Annotated in this window: 19 protein-coding genes; 8 read left to right on the top strand and 11 right to left on the bottom strand. The window is 40.4% G+C overall.

Going from position 1 to position 18,719, the window contains the following annotated elements:
* Positions 1-20 precede the first annotated feature (20 nt).
* Positions 21-2,030 (bottom strand): fused MFS/spermidine synthase, encoded by a 2,010-nt coding sequence (locus V7783_RS00755; RefSeq protein WP_335677102.1) that lies wholly within the window; start codon positions 2,028-2,030, stop codon positions 21-23.
* A 129-nt stretch (positions 2,031-2,159) separates the two neighbouring features.
* Here V7783_RS00755 and V7783_RS00750 point away from each other — a divergent pair, with 129 nt between their 5' ends.
* On the top strand, positions 2,160-4,157 hold the full coding sequence (locus V7783_RS00750) for a winged helix-turn-helix domain-containing protein (protein WP_335677101.1): 1,998 nt from the start codon (positions 2,160-2,162) through the stop codon (positions 4,155-4,157).
* Between the two features lie 28 nt (positions 4,158-4,185).
* Here V7783_RS00750 and V7783_RS00745 read toward each other — a convergent pair whose 3' ends face one another.
* Positions 4,186-5,031, bottom strand: coding sequence for a LysR family transcriptional regulator (locus V7783_RS00745; RefSeq protein WP_335677100.1), 846 nt, complete (start codon positions 5,029-5,031; stop codon positions 4,186-4,188).
* Between the two features lie 109 nt (positions 5,032-5,140).
* Here V7783_RS00745 and V7783_RS00740 point away from each other — a divergent pair, with 109 nt between their 5' ends.
* On the top strand, positions 5,141-5,791 hold the full coding sequence (locus V7783_RS00740) for a glutathione S-transferase family protein (protein ID WP_335677099.1): 651 nt from the start codon (positions 5,141-5,143) through the stop codon (positions 5,789-5,791).
* 34 nt (positions 5,792-5,825) lie between these two features.
* Positions 5,826-6,185 (top strand): DUF4112 domain-containing protein, encoded by a 360-nt coding sequence (locus tag V7783_RS00735; RefSeq protein WP_169020239.1) that lies wholly within the window; start codon positions 5,826-5,828, stop codon positions 6,183-6,185.
* 5 nt (positions 6,186-6,190) lie between these two features.
* On the opposite strand, the gene V7783_RS00730 is transcribed toward V7783_RS00735, so the two are convergent.
* Positions 6,191-6,895 carry a 2'-5' RNA ligase family protein gene (locus V7783_RS00730; protein WP_335677098.1) on the bottom strand — a complete coding sequence of 235 codons (705 nt, stop codon included), beginning with the start codon at positions 6,893-6,895 and terminating at the stop codon, positions 6,191-6,193.
* Positions 6,896-7,164: 269 nt separating this feature from the next.
* Here V7783_RS00730 and V7783_RS00725 point away from each other — a divergent pair, with 269 nt between their 5' ends.
* From V7783_RS00725 to V7783_RS00710, 4 genes are all read left to right on the top strand, one after another.
* Positions 7,165-7,719 (top strand): elongation factor P hydroxylase, encoded by a 555-nt coding sequence (locus V7783_RS00725; RefSeq protein WP_335677097.1) that lies wholly within the window; start codon positions 7,165-7,167, stop codon positions 7,717-7,719.
* Positions 7,709-8,845 carry an ATP-NAD kinase family protein gene (locus V7783_RS00720; protein WP_335677096.1) on the top strand — a complete coding sequence of 379 codons (1,137 nt, stop codon included), beginning with the start codon at positions 7,709-7,711 and terminating at the stop codon, positions 8,843-8,845. The genes V7783_RS00725 and V7783_RS00720 overlap by 11 nt, the downstream gene beginning before the upstream one ends.
* Before the next feature lie 2 nt (positions 8,846-8,847).
* Entirely contained in the window at positions 8,848-9,123 is a 276-nt protein-coding gene (locus tag V7783_RS00715) for a YfcL family protein (protein WP_335677095.1), read from the top strand.
* Between the two features lie 156 nt (positions 9,124-9,279).
* Complete coding sequence (locus tag V7783_RS00710; RefSeq protein WP_335677094.1) at positions 9,280-10,839, top strand: AbgT family transporter; 1,560 nt, start codon at positions 9,280-9,282, stop codon at positions 10,837-10,839.
* Positions 10,840-11,012: 173 nt separating this feature from the next.
* Here the strand turns inward: V7783_RS00710 and V7783_RS00705 are convergent, their stop codons facing one another.
* From V7783_RS00705 to V7783_RS00685, 5 genes are all read right to left on the bottom strand, one after another.
* Positions 11,013-11,384: a hypothetical protein gene (locus V7783_RS00705; RefSeq protein ID WP_283710438.1), complete on the bottom strand. Its 372-nt coding sequence runs from the start codon at positions 11,382-11,384 to the stop codon at positions 11,013-11,015.
* Between the two features lie 86 nt (positions 11,385-11,470).
* Positions 11,471-12,055 (bottom strand): hypothetical protein, encoded by a 585-nt coding sequence (locus tag V7783_RS00700; RefSeq protein WP_208855847.1) that lies wholly within the window; start codon positions 12,053-12,055, stop codon positions 11,471-11,473.
* A 223-nt stretch (positions 12,056-12,278) separates the two neighbouring features.
* The gene (locus V7783_RS00695; protein WP_335677093.1) at positions 12,279-14,117 is read right to left on the bottom strand and encodes a DEAD/DEAH box helicase; all 1,839 of its coding nucleotides are present in this window, start codon (positions 14,115-14,117) and stop codon (positions 12,279-12,281) included.
* A gap of 160 nt (positions 14,118-14,277) precedes the next feature.
* Positions 14,278-14,541, bottom strand: coding sequence for a GrxA family glutaredoxin (locus V7783_RS00690; protein ID WP_064667634.1), 264 nt, complete (start codon positions 14,539-14,541; stop codon positions 14,278-14,280).
* Positions 14,542-14,628: 87 nt separating this feature from the next.
* Positions 14,629-15,126: a TlpA family protein disulfide reductase gene (locus V7783_RS00685; RefSeq protein ID WP_335677092.1), complete on the bottom strand. Its 498-nt coding sequence runs from the start codon at positions 15,124-15,126 to the stop codon at positions 14,629-14,631.
* A 285-nt stretch (positions 15,127-15,411) separates the two neighbouring features.
* Here V7783_RS00685 and V7783_RS00680 point away from each other — a divergent pair, with 285 nt between their 5' ends.
* Positions 15,412-15,858, top strand: coding sequence for an Hsp20 family protein (locus tag V7783_RS00680; protein ID WP_335677091.1), 447 nt, complete (start codon positions 15,412-15,414; stop codon positions 15,856-15,858).
* Positions 15,859-15,928: 70 nt separating this feature from the next.
* Here the strand turns inward: V7783_RS00680 and V7783_RS00675 are convergent, their stop codons facing one another.
* Genes V7783_RS00675 through V7783_RS00665 form a run of 3 tightly spaced genes read right to left on the bottom strand, consistent with a single transcriptional unit; the run spans position 15,929 to position 18,689 of the window.
* Entirely contained in the window at positions 15,929-16,492 is a 564-nt protein-coding gene (locus tag V7783_RS00675) for a hypothetical protein (protein ID WP_335677090.1), read from the bottom strand.
* The gene (locus V7783_RS00670) at positions 16,489-17,682 is read right to left on the bottom strand and encodes a peptidylprolyl isomerase (RefSeq protein WP_335677089.1); all 1,194 of its coding nucleotides are present in this window, start codon (positions 17,680-17,682) and stop codon (positions 16,489-16,491) included. Before V7783_RS00670 ends, V7783_RS00675 begins: the two co-directional genes overlap by 4 nt.
* The gene (locus tag V7783_RS00665) at positions 17,679-18,689 is read right to left on the bottom strand and encodes a phospholipase (protein ID WP_335677088.1); all 1,011 of its coding nucleotides are present in this window, start codon (positions 18,687-18,689) and stop codon (positions 17,679-17,681) included. The genes V7783_RS00670 and V7783_RS00665 overlap by 4 nt, the downstream gene beginning before the upstream one ends.
* Between the last annotated feature and the right edge of the window lie 30 nt (positions 18,690-18,719).

The following is an 18,719-nucleotide window of genomic DNA, read 5'->3' as shown; positions in this document are numbered from 1 at the left end:
TAGAAACGTGATCAGGGGTATTAAAACTTTATGAGTGGAATAAGGCTGTGCTTTTGATCTGTCCACTGCGTTAATGGTGTTTTTGAATTGGTAATAATAGGTGATAAGTCACTAAGCGTAATCGAATTTAAAAATGCTTGGTTATTAGTCATTACGACCCATTCAGAGCCTAGCAGTGTGCCAGTATATTTAAATTTGATCAGAGACTTATCAAAGCGCTTACTATGGGCTTTAAGTACTGGCATTAAATCTATATGGTTATTGGATATATGTAGGATCAATAAACCATCGCGTGTTAGTCGCTGCCAATAAAGTGCAAATGCTTCTTCAGTCAGTAAGTGAGTTGGAATTACATCACTAGAAAAGGCATCAATGATCAGTGCATTCATCAATGGTGCTTTATTATTTACTTCTTCCGTTAAGGTTATTCTACCGTCGCCAATGGCAACCTCAATTTGTGCAGAGCTATCTGTTAAATATGAAAAATAATTTAGCGCCATGCTATAAACCGCAGGGTTAAGCTCATAAAAACGGATTTTATCGCGTTTATCACCAAATTTTGCTAATACGCCTGCACCTAAACCGACAATACCTATGTTTAAATCTTGCTGAATTTTTAATGCTGACAGTGATTTTGCGATGCCAGTATGTTGATGGTAATAGCTGTTTGTGAGTTCAGTTTGTTTATTTAGCGGCTGTGAGCCATGAATTGTTGTGCCGTCGATTAAACGTCTTTCAGCGAAACTTGCGGTTGTTATATCTTTTACGGTGACATATCCATAGAAGTTTCTTGCAGACGCTAAATTGTACTGATTGAAATTAGCAAAGAGGTAACCGTAACTTGCCCCCCAAACAATCAGCGTGGTGAGTAACGCGGTTTTATAAAGCGTTGATAGGCGCTTTGTTTGTGTGAATTGTGTATAGATAAATAGCATGAGTAGTGCAGCTAACGCGACAATATATTCTGTTATTTGTTCAAATAGCATAGGAGCGAGTATTGCACTGAGTAGACTACCAAGCACACTACCTAAGGCGATATATAAGTAAAATACAGTCAGCAGTGAACCATCGGGAGCGAGCTTTCTAAGTGCGCCATGGCAGATCATACAAACAATAAATAAAATAAAGCTATAAATTAACAGTTGGGCTAGGGCATTAAACTGGCTTCCGAGGAAAAACATAAAAAGCCCTGCGAATACGCTAAGCATCAGCAAATATGCCCAATGAGCGCGATTATAGTTTTTTACCCCCGCAAATGCATAACTGAAGGTCAGTAAATAAATTGCCAGTGGCAAAGCCCAAATTAGTGGCATGGGCGGGATATTGATACTGATCATCTGTGTGGTTGCAATCAACATCATTGAGCTGGTCGCTGAGAATGCAATCCATAACCAGTTAGGTTTGATCAGCAAGCTATTTTTTTGTTTGGAAATTGTATGCTTTGTGAGCTTACCGTTTTTAAATAAAACATAAATCAAGCACAACAACAGCGCACTGTAAGTAAATAACCCCGTGCTCCAATAGTGCTTTTGTTCATTGATTGAAAATGCCACTTCAAAAATAAACGGATAACTCATTAGGGCAAATAGTGACCCCAGATTAGAAAGTGAATACCAATGATAAGGTACGGTTGAGTGAGTTGATTCAATGTACCAACGTTGTAATAGCACGCTGGTGGCACTGAGCAATATAAAAGCAAGGCCAACTTGAAAAAACAATTTAGCAATCACTAACCATGTGGGGGGAAGTGTTAAAAATGCAGCGACGTCAAATTGATTAAAGGTAATGATGCTTGATAAAACCACTAATACTGTATGAGTGAGCAGTTGCTGCTTTAGCTGAAAACGACTTAATAAATGGGCATATATATAGCCGAGTAACAGCATAGTTTGATAAAAAAATAGACTACTAGACCACACCGAAGCGCCGCCACCAAACTCAGGTAGTAACTCTTTAGACAAGATAGGTTGAATTTGAAAGAGTAAAAACGCGCTTACAAAAATAATGAATGTTGATAATATTCGTTGCATCTTTTTTAGTACTTAATAACAGGTGCCCGAACCATCAACTTAACTAATTAAGTCAGCAATGTAATAACCCTTGAGTTTATCTTAAGAAAATCTTAATCTATGATTTATATATATTTATTGGAGTTTTAAGTGACTGGGTTTCGTATAGGAAATTTTACTGTTGATGTTAGTCGGTGTAAAATTTCATCCGCTGAAAGTGAACAAGTTGTCGAACCTAAGGTCATGGATGTACTCCAATTTTTGTACTCCAAACGGGGTAATGTCGTTAGCCAAGAAGAAATTTTTACAGCAGTGTGGCCAAGTTCAGTATTTAGCCCAAGCAATGTGCAGCGCAATATTGCACTGCTGAGAAAAGCATTAAATGAAGATTCTAAAAATCCCAAATTCATTATTACCCACCCGAAACGGGGTTATTGCCTTGCACTTGATGAAGAGAAACCACAAACAGTAACGAGATCAATACTGATTTTTACGACTGTAATACTACTGTGTTTAATTGGCGGCTGGCTGAGCTTGGATCAAGAAGCAGTAAAAACAGATTTTTCGGTACTGGTGCCTATTACGTCAAATGAAGCAAATGAATCCTATCTGTCGCAATCTCATAACGGCAAGTATCTAGCATTTGTTCGCGGCGATGATAACAACCAGCATATTTGGCTAAAAGAATTAGCGACAGGGAAAGAGGTACAGTTATCCCAATATCCATCGACCTACTCTAGTCTAGGGTGGAGTGCGGATAATCGTGCATTGGCTTTTATAGAAAAACAAAATGATATTAGCCAATTAGCGTATTTTAATCTAGATATGGTAAATCTAACGAGTTTAAATTATGTTAAGGTACTGGAACTTAAAGAATATTTAGTTACTAGCCAGCAATTACAATGGACTAATAACAATCAGATTTATTTTATTGAACAACGAAAACACAAAAATGACACACAACTTTCGACCGTCAATATAGAAACTAAACAAAAACAGGTAATTAAAGCCTCTGATGGGCAAGACTGGTTAAAGTTACATGCGTTGTCGCCAGATCAAACGCAATTAGCGCTTGGTTATGAAGCAGGACAAAATAACTACCGTATTGAAATACTGAATTTAACGGATAATAGTAGCAAAGCAATTGCCGTTATCGAAGATGGTATTCACGGGCTTAGTTGGCATCCAAGCGGTGAATACTTGCTGATAAGCAACACCAATAACCTATTACTTATTGATCGCCAGGGTAACTCTACGGATATCGCTTTTAATAACTATAAAATTATTCGTGATGCCAAATTTACACCCTCTGGTGAGGAGATTTTGATGGAATTGGTGAATGTTGATGTTGATATTTTACGTGCAACAAATACGGCCCCTCAGCAGTATGAAAAAATTGTTGATACCTCGTCGGTTGATTTTTTACCGGTGTTTTCAGCTGATTCAACTAAGTTTGTATTTGAATCCCATCGGTTTGGTTTAAAACAGTTATTTTTATATGAGCAAGGTAAACAAACGCTGATTTTTGCAAACCCTAATAATGAAGAACTGTTTGGGGTTGTTTGGTCAAAAAATGGCGAAGAGGTGATCACCGCAAGTAAAGACAAACTGTTTCGAATTGATTTAAATACAGGTGATTATCAAGAAGTGGCTCATCCCCATCATTCGTTTTACCTCAGAGAGAAGTTTTATAATGAAGATGCGATCTTGGTCTCATACCGGGCTGATGATGGCGTTACATTTCATCCTGCAAAATTAGACTTACAAACATTAAGCTTAACACCATTCACAGGCCAAGGAGAGCGATTGGCTTGTTATGCAATGGCTTTAGATAAACACGATCAGATTTATTTTTCTAACGACAAACACGTATTTCGACTCGATCAAGATGGTAATTTTGCACAAGTATGGCACACAGATGATAGTGATATTATTGGTCTGGCGGTCGATGATCAAACATTGAACATTACCTCAGAGCAGGAACAGGGCTATCAGCTCACTCAGCTTAATTTACAAAGTGCCCGCTCAGAAATACACCATATCGCGAATGAGAAGGGGAATATGCTAATTAATGCCTCACACGATAGTACACAGTTTTTATATCTCACTGAACCGAAAAGAACACGAACTTTAGTGAGGCTGCGATAGTCTTTAAACACTTATTAATACCCAAGATTCATAAGGTAAGCGCATAATCTGCTGCTATTAGCTTTACTAACTCTCGTTTTATTGGGTTATGAGCGTGGTTTGCATGTAATAGCACGATATCAATAACGGGTAAGGGTGGCAGGGTTGGATCTGTGATCGTCATCAATCCAAGGGAATTACTTACCTCAGCCATTACACCTACGGCTAAGTTAGCGTTCACCAACCCAGTGAGTGCGCTCACTGAACCGCAGCAAGCAACAATGTTAAATTGGCGTTCAACCTTTAGTAACCCTTCAACAGCCGCTTGATGAAATTTACAATCTCGTTGAAATATTGCAACCGGCAGGGTCATAGCGGATTGATAGTTAAATTCGGCACTTTTAACCCACACACCTTTGCTTGATTGTAAAAAATAACCTTCTTCAGAGTTGGGCGAGCGCGTCGCAATCACCATATCAAGCAAGCCTTGATCTAGCTGTGCTTTGAGCTGGTTGGTCGGCGCGCAACTGATTTGTAAATCAAGTTGCGGTATATGTTTATGTATCAAAGCCACAACTTTAGGTAATACCGTGCCTGCATAATCGTCAGGACATGCTAAGCGCACGCGAGTTTGCCCACCACCGGTTTTAAGTTGTTTATAGGCTTCATCATGCAGTGCTAATAATTGTTTTGCGTAGCTGGCTAAGTGAACGCCACTTGAAGATAGTACAAGCTGCCTGCCTTGTTTGAGAAATAATGGATTACCCAGCTCTTGTTCGAGCTTTTTCATTTGCATGCTCACTGCCGATTGGGTGCGACATACTTGTTGTGCAGCGCGAGTAAAACTACCCGTTTCAACAAAAGCGCAAAAAGTACGTAGGGCGTCTAAATCCATATTTAACTCATCTATCAATTTTACTTATGTATTGTATAAAAACTATTGGTAAGTAATTAGTTTACTACTGCTCTATATTAGGGATATTAAACACTACTAAGGAACGAAAATGCAATTATTTATCGGTAATAAAAACTATTCGACATGGTCGCTTAGAGCATGGTATTTAATGAGTAAATTCAATGTCATTTTTACTGAGCAACAACTCGTATTAGACACCCCAGAGTTTTATGAAACGCTTAAAAACAGTTTTGCAGTACAGAAAGTACCCGCCTTAGTCGATGGCGACTTGCAGGTATGGGATTCATTGGCTATTTGTGAATACATCAATGATGCTTATTTATCTAATGCAGCCTGGCCTACTGATAGTGCGCAGCGAGCAATTGCTCGTAGTTTAAGCGCAGAGATGCACTCAAGCTTTATGGCGCTGCGTAATGAAATGCCAATGAATATTCGTGCAACGCGTAAGGTTGAGTTATCTACGGCGGCGAAAAAAGATCTCGCCCGTATTGATGAAATTTTTGCTACACAACAAGCACGTTACCCAAATGCGTGGTTGTTTGGTGAATTTAGTATAGCTGATGCTATGTATGCGCCTGTTGTACTTAGATTAAAAACCTATCAAATATCATTATCCACTGCCTCTGAGCACTATTGTCAGCATGTTTTAAGTTGTCCTACATTACAACAGTGGATCATTGAATCAAGTAAAGAAACAGATATTGTTGCTTGCGATGAAGCGGGGGTTGATGTTATTTAAAGTAACTTGCCAAGCGCTAAAGTTATGAGGATGTATGGAACAGATTAAATTATCACACCAAGCTGCTTTAAAGCGGTTAGAGAAGTTTAGTCGTTTTACCGACAGCAGTATTGGCATTCCTTTTACTCGGTTTAAGTTTGGTGTAGAGGCCCTGATCGGTATTCTACCAGGTATTGGCGATTTGGCTGGGCTTATTTTATCAAGCTATGTTTTGTTTGAAGCCCAGCGCTTAGGAGTCAGTAAACGTATAAAATTACGGATAGTGATCAATATGCTGATTGATTTTTTTGGTGGCCTAATTCCGCTTGTCGGTGATATTTTTGATGCTTACTTTAAAGCAAATACCCGTAACACCCGATTGCTAAAAAATTATCTAGCAAAGCAACAACAATAAACAAGTTAGTTGTTATCGCTTTGGAAAAAGTACTCTGCAATCACTTGCTTTTGTTGGCCAAATTGGTCTGAAATGCCAATCCCTATGCCGACTATTTTCCCTTCTGCTCGAGGCGGTTTAGCCTGCATTTGTTTATTTAAAATAGCCAGTTGAGGGCTTTTTTCGTTTGCTAATAAAGTTAGGTGAGGTTGAAAGTTTTGAAATACATTAGGACTACCATAGCGTTCAAACGCCATGAGTTTATTCGGATAGTTTTTAACCCAATCGGGTATGGCGGTATTTGGGTCACGTAATGGCTCTATCGCCATTGTTACTTCATCCGATAGCCTTTGCAGTTGCGATGAATACTGTAAGTTAATAAACGCCCAATTACTTTGTGTCACAGTAAAGCCTTGTGCTGTTATAGCAAACGCTTGATGCTGCTCGGTGATAGCTTTTACCGCACGTTTAATTGCCTCCTCAGACCCTTCAGTAAAATCAGTTAAATACAAAGTAGCGTGCACTGGCTTGCCTTTTTCGTAAAAACTGATCATTCCTTGTTTTTTTAAGGCATCACTGGTTTGCTCAACTAGATTAATGATTGGTTTTGAAGGAATTGCAAATACATTAATGCTGATACTTTTTGCAACAGTAGGCAGGGATACAGTTAGTAGCCCAATTAACGTAAAAACTAAAAGCGTAGGTCGTTTAATAAAAGGTAATTTGAACATGAGTTTTATAATTTCATTGTTAAATTTGGATAGCAAGTGTAAAGAGGGTAAGGGTTCTTGCTCAAACAGTAAATAAAAGGAGATAGATTGCAGTAAATAGTTAATTTTTGCCTTATGCATATTAATTAAACTTACGAAATAAAGAACAGCCAACAACGAGAGGTTGCCTAGCGGCTATCCACTTTTACATTCTTGCTAAAAGCCCGTACAATTCGCCTCGTTTTTAATTGTGTTAGCCGCATTTTAGCAAGGTAAATAATCAAATTTTTATGCATCAAATAGCCGACCTGATATCTATTTTTGAAACTACCTTTTATCAAAGCCATAATACGCGTTTGATCAAAGGCGTGCATGAGCCTATTTACATACCTGCTAACGCAGATAGGTCTTATCATCAGATTGTATTTGCCCATGGTTTTTACGCCAGTGCATTACACGAAACAGCCCATTGGCTGGTGGCGGGAGATAAGCGACGATTATTAGAAGATTACGGTTATTGGTATTGCCCAGATGGGCGCGATAAAGTGCAGCAAGCTGAATTTGAAGCGGTTGAAGTAAAGCCGCAAGCCATTGAATGGGCGTTAAGTGTTGCAGCTGGCTTTGATTTTAATGTATCAGTCGATAACTTAAATGGTGAGCAAACCTGTCGATTTGATTTCCAGAAGCGTGTACATCAACAGCTTCTACAATTAATAAAAAATGGCTTTAATCCTCGCACAACCGCTCTTTTAAAAGCGTTAAGCGATTTTTATAATACGCCATGGCCTTTAACTGCCACACAGTTTGTATGGCAACACCCTCAGGAGTTTAGTGATGCAGTTTAAATTAGGGCTAATTGTAAACCCAGTAGCGGGGTTAGGTGGTAGCGTAGCACTTAAAGGCAGTGACGGTATGGCTTACCAAGCAATAGAGCTCGGTGCTGAGCCTAAAGCAAATTTGCGCACCAAGGCCGCGCTTGAGGTGTTATTGCCTTATAAGGATTTGCTTAGCATTTACACTGTTAATGATGCAATGGGCGAGAATACGGCCAAAGAGCTTGGTTTCGCGACTGAGGTTATTTATCACAGCGAGCGTTCGACCACGAGTTCAGATACTGAGCTTGCCGCTCAAGCATTACAGCAGCAGGGCGTAGACCTAATTTTATTTGCTGGTGGCGATGGCACAGCCCGTAATATATGTCACGCAGTGGCAGACACAGTGCCTGTACTGGGTATTCCTGCGGGCTGCAAAATTCACTCGGGCGTGTATGCTATTACCCCAAAAGCAGCAGGTCGAGTTGTTGAAATGCTTGTTAAAGGTGAGTTAGTAACCCTAGCTGATGCAGATGTGATGGATATTGACGAGGATGCGTTCCGCCTAGGGACAGTAAAAGCAAAACGTTACGGCGAAATGCAAGTGCCCAGTGAAGTACGTTATGTACAAGCGGTTAAAAATGGCGGTAAAGAAACCGACGAATTGGTGCTGGCAGATATTGCCGCGCATGTTGTTAGTGAAATGGAAGAAGACACCTTGTATGTGATGGGCAGTGGTTCAACGGTTGAGGCCATCATGCAAGAAATGGGGGTTGAAAATACCTTGTTAGGGGTTGATTTAGTTGAAAACCAAAGTTTAGTTGCACAAGACTTAACAGCGCAACAGCTATTAGCAATTACCCATGCACGCAGCACTAAATTAGTGATCACGCTAATTGGTGGGCAAGGCCACATTTTTGGCCGGGGTAATCAGCAATTAAGCCCCGCACTCATTCGCGCTATTGGTAAAGACAATATTATTGTCGTCGCTACCAAAACTAAATTACAGGCCTTAAATGGCCGACCGCTGATTGCCGATACTGGTGATAGCGAGTTAGATGATCAATTAAGCGGTTATATTCGGGTAACAACCGGATTTAACGACCATGTTATGTACGCTGTGGGTCACCAAGATACCCTGCAAGCACAGGAGAAGTAAAAGTGAGTTTATTAAATTATATTGATGCAGCCCAACAGTATTTTGATGACTTAGTGATCAAAGCTACTGATGATGAGTTATTTGCTGGTGGTTATTTACGAGGCCATTTTGATTTAGCGGTAGGTTATGCGCAAGTTGAAGAACTGAACCTTGAAATTGATGAGCTTAACGAAACCGTTGAAAAAAGCTTAGTGAAAGCGTATCGCAACGGCGAGCTTAATGAAGAAGATAAAACCCTTGTCGTAAGATTATGGGATGAAGTAAAAGCTTTGGCTTAATACTCAGCTCATGCACAAAAAACGGCTCTTTAGCCGTTTTTTTGTGCGCTCGATATAATAATGTCCCTAAAAAGAATATTTTCTATTCACTTAAAATTTACCTAAAGCAGCATTTACGGTAATGTAGCTAAGTATTAATTCTAGGGAACAAGCGAAATGAATAATAACAATGATGCAGCAATGCCGGTAGGGCTAGTTGCACGATTTTTAAACTTTGTAGAGCGGGTGGGCAACAAGCTACCTGATCCGGCAATTATCTTTTTATTTGCCATGTTACTAATTTGGTTGTTGTCATGGTGGTTATCGGGTGTCAATTTTGACGCTATCGATCCGCGTACTGGCGAAGCCATCATAATCAATAATATGTTAGCAAGTGACTCATTAGCCACCTTTTTATCGTCAATGGTAAAAACCTTTACTGGCTTTGCGCCACTGGGCGTGGTGTTAGTGGCTATGCTAGGTGTAGGTGTGGCTGAACATTCTGGTTTTATCAATACCGGTTTAAAGTTAATGCTTAAAGTAACACCTAAGCAATTACTTACCCCTTCAATTATCCTCGTTGCTATTGTCAGCCATACCGCAACTGATGCGGGTTACGTGTTAGTTATTCCACTAGCTGGGGTTATTTTTTATGCCGCAGGACGTCATCCACTTGCAGGTATTGCCGCCGCCTTTGCTGGAGTAAGTGGTGGCTTTGGTGCTAATTTTATTCCATCAGGGATCGATCCATTACTGCAAAGCTTTACCCAAAGTGCAGCCCAAATTATCAACCCAGCGATGTCGATTAACCCGCTTAATAACTGGGCGTTTACCTCAGCCTCTAGTCTATTTATTGTTTTATTAGGCTGGTATATCACCGATAAAATTATTGAACCACGGTTAAAAAATACCGATTTGGATGGTAACAAAGAAGACTTACCTGCGTTTGAAGATGCCCGTAGTGACGAAAAACGCGCATTTTTTATTGCAAGTGCTGTAATGGTCGCAGGCCTTGCATTATTAGCGTTTGTGTCAGCGCCTGCCGATTCAGCAATGCGCAGCGCTGATGGCTCGCTAACTAACTTTCGCTCGCCTTTAATGCAATCTATCGTGCCGCTAATTTTTCTACTGTTTTGGATACCTGGTGCAGTTTATGGTTTTACCGTCGGCACCTTTAAAAGCTCTAAAGATATGATAGATGCCATGAGCAAAGCAATGAGCGGCATGGCGTATTACATTGTAATGGCGTTCTTCTGTGCCTTGTTTATTGCAGCCTTTAGTAAATCTAACTTAGGCGCATTATTGGCAATTGAAGGAGCACAGCTGTTAAAAGCCATGCAATTACCGAGTGCGGTAACCGTTGTTGGAATTATATTTTTAACAGCATTTGTAAACCTATTTGTTGGTTCAAGTTCAGCTAAATGGGCTCTGTTAGGCCCTGTATTTGTACCTATGTTGATGCAACTAGGGATCTCGCCAGATTTAACCCAAGCGGCTTATCGGGTCGGTGATTCAAGCTCAAATATCATTACTCCTTTAATGCCGTATTTCCCATTAGTCGTGGTGTACTGCCAAAAATATGTCAAAGGCACCGGTATCGGGACGCTTATCGCGATGATGCTGCCGTATTCAATCGCCTTTTTAATCGGTTGGAGTTTATTTCTACTCGGCTACTGGGCACTTGGTATTCCGCTAGGTTTAGATGCCAGTTACGTCTACCCAGCAGTCGCGCCATAGTAGGTACTCAAATTAACTTAAACAGGAAGCCTCACAATTAAAATGAAGTGAGGCTTTTTTGTTTTAAATTGTGATAAACATTTCGGTATTTATCTGGTGTACAATTCTGAGAGGTCAACAGACTCTAAAAACTTGTTTGAGTGGATTATTATATTTTAGGCATTAGATTAACTTCATTTCTCATAGCTAATTATAATTTTTTCTGTAGTGGTGGATATAACGCCACCATTTTTATCGAGCATATTTGTTATACGTATGTCTGGTAGACCGTCCCCGGTAATATCTTTAATGATTATTTCTTTTTGATCACTGAAACTGGTAAAAGTAGAGAAAATAAGATTATCTTTCCTATTGATCACAAAAGGAGAGGGGGTAACGCTTGTCTCTTGTATTTCATAGCTGGTATCAGTAAAAGCTAAACTGATTTTAAAGTTATCCGTCCAGACTGTAGAACTTAAGTTATCATTTATGGCTGATATTACCGCAGGATTAGCCTTAACAGCTAAAGTAAATATAATAAGTAGTAGTGCTGTAAAGAGTCTCATGGTTGTTCCTTAACTAGCAGTTTGCGTGTGTTGATAAGTAGAAGATCACCAAAGCATTGTTACTTTGATGATCTTAGATTTTATATTTATAGGCTGATAGTTGAATTATTATTTGAAGTAGGCAGGTTCTGCTGGTTTTGATCTTGTGCGCCAACATCTGTCGATGGGCTTGTTGATGAAGCAATATTATATGTAGCACCAGAAGAGCTTTGGATCTGTAGTACCAGAATATACGCTGTAGCACTTACTTCAAAGCCTGGGATCAAACCGGTTACCATAAGATCAACATCTACAGAGCCGTTAACTTTTTGCTGTTGACTAAGTTCTTGCATTGCTTCTTTGATTTCTTGCTTGTGCGTTTCGGCATTTGCGCCGAAACCAAGCCAGCCCCAAAAGCCACTAACACCCCCTGAGATACTGTATTCAGACACCATTTTTTGATAGGTGCGAGAGCTTTCTAGATTTACAATCGAAAAATCAAACGAGCCAGACATTTTTGCCCAAGCACCTGCACCGGATACCGTTACCCCGACACCTGAAATAGTCCCTTTCTTTTCCGAGATCTGCCAAGTTTCCGCTTCAGTTGATGCAAGCGCGGTTGTATTCGCAGGAGTCGTATTCGCGACTAAGATTGTTTTTGGATTCGGAAGTATAGTAAGTGTATTTGACATGATAAATCTCCATTTTAAGTTTGCTGAGTATTAACTTGAATAAAGAAGTATTCCTTATTCCACAAACTTTATAGCTGAGAAAATCACCATTAAACATTACATACTATTACAAGTAATAAAGTGAGTTTTACCTAGGGTTGAGATTTACTGCTGTAACGCTGCGCCAAAAACAAAAAAACCTTGGCACTTTCGTGGCAAGGTTTTTTTATTAAAGAAGCGTTGCTTATTTAGCTGTGAAGCTTACTGGGCGACGTTCTTTACGAGGACCGCTACGCTTATCACCGCGTGGGCTGTCATCTTTATTAAAGCTGCGTTTCTTATCACCAGCTGGGCGTTCGCTGCGCTCTGGGCGCTCAGAAGCTGCTTCAGCTTGTGTTAGTGTCATACCCATTGGGCGTTTACATATAAACACTTTTTGGAAATGATCTAATACATCTTTAGGCATGTTTTGCGGTAATTGTACCGTACTGTGACTGTCGTGAAGACGAATGTCACCAATAAACTTGCTTGAGATATCAGCTTCGTTAGCAATTGCACCAACAATGTTCTTAACCTGAACACCATGTTCACGACCTACTTCGATACGGTATGTATCCATAGGACCTGCATCACGGCTGTTACGCTCACGAGGTTTTGCATCACGGTCACGAGCAGGGCGTTCGCTGCGCTCGTTACGACGACCACGGTCACCACGATCATTACGTGGGTTACGGTCATTGCGTTCGCTACGCTCACGTTGCTGAATTTTAACTTCTTCAACCTTAATTGGTGATTGTTGCTGTGCTAAACACAGTAACGCACCGGCTAGGTCTTCAGGAGCAAGTTCAAGCTTTTGCGCCATATTTGCAGCAACTTCATTGAAGAAAGTAATGTCTTTGTTTTCAAGCGCGATAGTAAGCTTAGCTTGTAACGCAGCAATACGTTTTTCTTCAACAATTTTAGCCGTTGGTAATTCAACTTGTGCAATATCTGAATTCGTATGACGAATGATATTTTTAAGTAAATAACGTTCGTTATGTTTTACGAAAAGAATCGCTTTACCAGTACGACCAGCACGACCTGTACGGCCGATACGGTGAACGTAGGCTTCAGAGTCTTGCGGAATGTCGTAGTTGATAACAAGGCTTAAACGGTCAACATCTAGACCACGTGCCGCAACGTCTGTTGCGATAACAATGTTCAGCATGCCGCTTTTTAAGCGATCAACAGTGCGTTCACGTGCTTGCTGGTTCATGTCACCGTTAAGCGGAGCTGCAGAGAAACCTTCGCGCTCTAATAACTCAGCAAGTTGTACTGTATCGTTACGTGTACGTACGAAAACAATAGCACCTTCGTATTGTTCTGCTTCTAAGAAACGAACAATCGCTTTATTTTTGTGTACGCTTGCATTCCAAAACACTTGTTCAACAGATGATACTGTTGAGTTACGCGCAGAGATATGAACCTGTTCAGGGTTATTCATATATTTGCTGCTGATGTTTTGAATTTGCTTAGGCATAGTCGCAGAGAAAAGACATGTTTGCTTTTCGCGCGGTGTTTTTTCCATGATGTTTTCAACATCATCGATAAAGCCCATACGTAACATTTCATCGGCTTCATCAAGAACAAGCGCTTGTAAGCTGTCGAACTTGATTGTACCGCGGTTAATGTGATCGATTAAGCGACCTGGAGTAGCGACAATAATTTGCGCGCCACGACGAAGTGCACTTAATTGGATGCTGTAGCTTTGGCCACCATAAAGTGCCAACACTTCAACACCACGAGTGTGTTTAGCATATTGTTCGAATGCCTCAGCTACTTGGATCGCAAGCTCACGGGTTGGTGTGAGAACAAGGATCTGTGGCTGCTTCACAGACGGGTCAATATTATTAAGTAATGGCAGTGCAAATGCTGCGGTTTTACCTGTACCCGTTTGAGCTAGTCCCAGTACGTCCTTTCTTTCTAGCAATAACGGTATACATTGAGCTTGGATTTCAGATGGTGTCTTGTAACCCAACTCTTCAACTGCCTTCAAAATTGCAGGAGAAAGATTTAGAGATTCAAACGTGACTGGTTCTGACATTAATACGCCTCAACGAATTTAAAGAGGCGCGCATTGTATAGGATTTACGAGGCAAATGCTTGTATAAATTACAACTAATTTCTATGTAGTTGATGTTGGTCATAATTTAATCAATTTGATTTTGGGTAAATCAAATTGATTAACAAATTTGATACAGAACTTATTGATAAAGTCCAAGATTCTGTTTTGCATAGGCTTCAAATTCAGTGAAACCGCCGATGTGCTGTTGGTCTACAAAGATTTGTGGCACAGTTGGACAAGGCTTGCCAGCTGATTGTTCTAAATCGGCTTTACTTACGCCCTCTTTAATAATATCAACATAGCGATATTTAAAATCATCGCGTTCATTTGCCAATTTTTCGGCAACATCTTTTGCGCGAACACAAAAAGGGCAGCCTTCACGGCCAAAAATTACAGTTAACATATCGCTCTCCTCGATTTAATTTAAACCTATAATAACGAACCTACTAAAAATATACAGTGTAAAAAAACGATTGGCGTGTTCCATTTTTTAGTTACTTGAGCGCAAGTTTATTCCTAATTCACTGGAATAGCCCATTGCACGTGCGGTTATTTGTAGTTGCTCATTGAGCACATAATAAGTAGGAAAGGCGGTGATTTTATAATTACTTTGCGTGTTTCTATCGCCGAGTAAAATGGGCATTGTTAGCTTAAGTTCGCTAATAAACTGTGCAACTTCTTGCTCATTTTTATAATCAAGTGCAATACCAATTGCATTGATATCAGAATCGAGTAACGCGGCTTCTAGATTTGGCATGCTATAACGACAAATAGTGCACCATGGTGCAAAAAAATAAACGACGGTCGTTTTGCCTTTGAGCATAGCAATATCAATACGTTGGTCTGCGTCATTGAGCATAGGTAAATTAAAATATGGCGCAGGGCTGTGATCAGAGCTGAGTAAATTGCGTTGCTGATAAGTCGTTACGGCAAAAAATACCACAGCTAAGATTATGATGTTTACTAACAAACTTGCTATTTTTTTCATTAGGACCTCTAAAGCTAATGCTCCTAAGTACTCTTTATAGACTTGAAAAGCAAATCTTCTACCCTTATCTATTGTGTAGGCAAAAGCGTATTTTGAAGATTTTTAAATTTTTTTGAAAAATAATCTTGAAAACAATTTTGCCGTCCATATATAGTTAAATGAGGACGCCTGATGGGTCCTTAATAAATAGAAGTTATTGAAATTTATATTATTAATTAAACTTTGTTTGTGCTTGTTCAACCGAAAAGCCCATGCAAAATATCGCTTAAATATGAGGATATTATTATGCGTACAGTAGACTTATCACCACTTTATCGTTCATTCATTGGTTTCGATCATTTAGCATCTTTAATGGATGCGGCGGCTCGCACTGACAAGCAGCCAAGCTTTCCTCCTTACAACATCGAAGCACTTGATAAAGACAAATATCGCATCACTATGGCTGTTGCCGGTTTTAGTGATAATGAGCTGACTATTGAGTCAGAAAACAACACCTTAAAAGTAGCGGGCATTAAAGCCAATAAAGATGAAGGCGCAGAACGTAAATTTATTCATCAAGGCATTGCCGAGCGTAATTTTGAACGCAAATTTCAGCTAGGCGACCACGTAAAAGTACTCGGCGCAGATTTAGCAAATGGCTTACTCAGCATCGATTTACAACGTGAGATCCCAGAGGCACTTAAACCACGCAAAATTGAAATTGGCAGTGGCAACTTGCTAGAAGGTAAATAACCAACCCTTTGACATTATTTTTCCCCTGATTTAATTGTTATTTTTAGCCGCCTCAATTGAGGCGGCTTTTTTATGGCTGCTTAATTAACGTCGCTTGCATGCGCTTTAATGCAGTAATTTTATCAATGGCTACTTGCAGTTGCTGTTGTGAAAGCCCTTGCTGGCGGCCTTTTTCAAGTAAGTTTTCTAAGTGTGCAATTTTTTCATCCGCTGCAACGACAAAGCGTTGCTCAAGTTGAGTTTGTTGCTGCTGATGAAATTTGTTGTACGCTTGGTGATCACTTAATTCACCTTGGTACTGAGCTGCTCTGGTGGGACTTTTTGCGATGACTGGCAGGTATTCTGGTGTGGTATATTCTGGTGTGGTGATTTCTGGTGTAGTAATAGGGGGGATTTGCTGCGAGGTAGTCGTTTTCGCACTCGCTTGACTATCAATCACTGCTTTAGCTGCATTACTGGGAGTTAGTTTTGCTGATAGAGCCGCTGTGTTTACCGAGTTGGCAGGAGTTGAAGCGGATAAGCTAGCAGTCGGGCGGGTCGGGGCTTTTTCATTGTTTGGCTTTGTTGCTAAATTAATGATTATAAAACCGATACAAGCGATGCCAGCGATCAGGAAGATTGTTTTTCTATTCATAAATTAACCGCATGCTGTTGTTGCCAATTCTGCCAGCTTTGCTGATAACGTTGCTGTGCTTGGTGTATTGCAATCGCTTTTTTTGCTTGGTAGCGAACTGTTTCGTCGTAGACAGTAAAATAACTATATTGCTGAGCATTACTTATTATAACCACCCACAAGCCTTCGGGAGAGCGGATCACCGGTGACAATTCACCAGCTTGTTGTGTAAAAGCTAATTGCACAGCCCAATTACTGTTATTTTTTCGAGTTAGTCGGTTGTGGTATTGAGCATAAATATCCTGCTGCTGTGATCTAGTCAGTGCATCTGCAAATGAACTGCTAAGGGCCGCGTTTCTAAAACGCACCGCCTGATCGCGTTGTGTAAACATCACGCCTTGAGCTGTCACTTCACTGAGGTATTTAAAGCGGGCTTTATTTGCTTGGTAATAAGTGTTTATTTGTTGTTCTGATACTTGCTGTTCAAGGTTTTCCAGCAACGGGCTTTGTACATGCATCATGTTTTTAACACCTAACCAACTTTGAATTGAAGGGCGTAAAATTTCGCCTTTAGCCAATTCCTCAAGATGAGTTAAGTTGATCCCTTGCTTAACAAGCAGCGGCGTTGCATTTAGCAGCGCAGCCTCAAACTGCAGTTTCTTTATCACTTCAGCTTTAAATAGGTCACTGTCACCTTGGTGCAGCCGAAAACGCACTTGCATAGATAAAGGAGCAATAAACTCATAGAGGTCCATGGGTTTTGCAAAAAGTGAGCGGAGATCTGTCGCTTGCATTTTAGCTATTTGCGCTGCGTTGTATCGGCCATCTGCAGGGTAGTTAGGCAATGCTTGAATTAGCCATTGGCTATTATACAGTGTGAAGTTAAGCTCTTTAATTCTGCGCGTTGGCGAATTTTGCACGGAGTCAAAAATGGTCATTAAATAACGCTCAACATGGTACTGCGTACTAAAACCGACAGCCGCTTGGCGTACAACCAGTTCTGGCATCAGTTGCTCTGCTTGAGATAATAAAAATTGATTTTCAAACAAACGCTTACGCACTTCTTTAAAGCTAAAGTTGGTATTGCCTTGCTGATAGATTTGCTGCATTAAACGCACTTCAGCGTCAGTGTATTGGTTAAATGATGCCATTGTTAGGCTGCTATAAAGCAATCCTAACAATAACAAAATAGCGGCCTTCATCGCTTTCATTGGCGTGCTACCATGGCATGGTTAAGTAAGTGAACAACCATCGCAATCGCATGTGGGATCACTTGTTTTGCGGTATCTAAACGGTCGTAATGATCTTCTGAATTAAGCACAATACCGCCTTGGGCGTAAGAAAATGCGCCGCCTTGTGTTAGTAAAGGGCGTACGTCTTGGCTGTTTATATCCAGTGGTGAGAATGTTTGCATAGCTTGTGTGATCAAGGCTGAATCGTTTAGCTGTTCCTGATCGTAGTAATCTTTCACCCAGCTTTCCCAGCTTGAATGATTGAGATCTGATGTAGTCCAAGTATGATGTGGTTGTAGTAAGTCAGTGGTATGAAAAACAAAGCCTAACACTTGCGGGTTGCCACTTTGCAAATAGCTTTGATACCAATATTGGCCTAAATTATCAATGGGTTGAAATGGCATGTCTTCAAAGTCATCATACATGTTGTAATTTGATTGACTGTCAATGCGGTAATTGGCCTCGGTTATCCCATAGCTGTTGTACTTTGATGAATCAGCATTAAACCAGCCCGTTTCGCCGCCATTGCCATCATCTAGGTAATCACCTTTTAACCACGCAGAGGCCAAGTTATCAATGGTGCCCCACACAGTTAGTTTTTGATAGTTATAGCCACCAAAATCATTGCCATGTTGATCAGCTCCTTGGGTATGATTTTGAAAATGCCAATAACTTGTGTATTTAACAATACTTTCAGCTGCTCCCCAGACCGGAGCTTGTACACATGAACCAGTTACAGCCCCACAAAAGAACGTATCTTCAAAGTCATCTACATCATAGGCGGCTTGACCTAACACCTCGGCAAGCTGTGTGATGGTCATACTATTTTGTTGTGCATAGCGACTTAACGCCGAAAATTGCGTGCTGCTCGGGTGTTGCTGCATGTAATTTACGGCATCAATAACAATGCGCTTGTGGGTTTCTTGGCTAAACGCGTTTACTTGGCTTGCGCTGAGTAATAATAACGCAGGTAATAGTTTTTTCATTATGTTCTCATAGTGTTGTGGAGTAAGTAC

This window comes from Pseudoalteromonas sp. (assembly GCF_036960685.1).
Lineage (GTDB): Bacteria > Pseudomonadota > Gammaproteobacteria > Enterobacterales > Alteromonadaceae > Pseudoalteromonas.
Note: the sequence above shows the minus strand (reverse complement) of the source record. Positions and strands in the feature narration are given on the sequence as shown.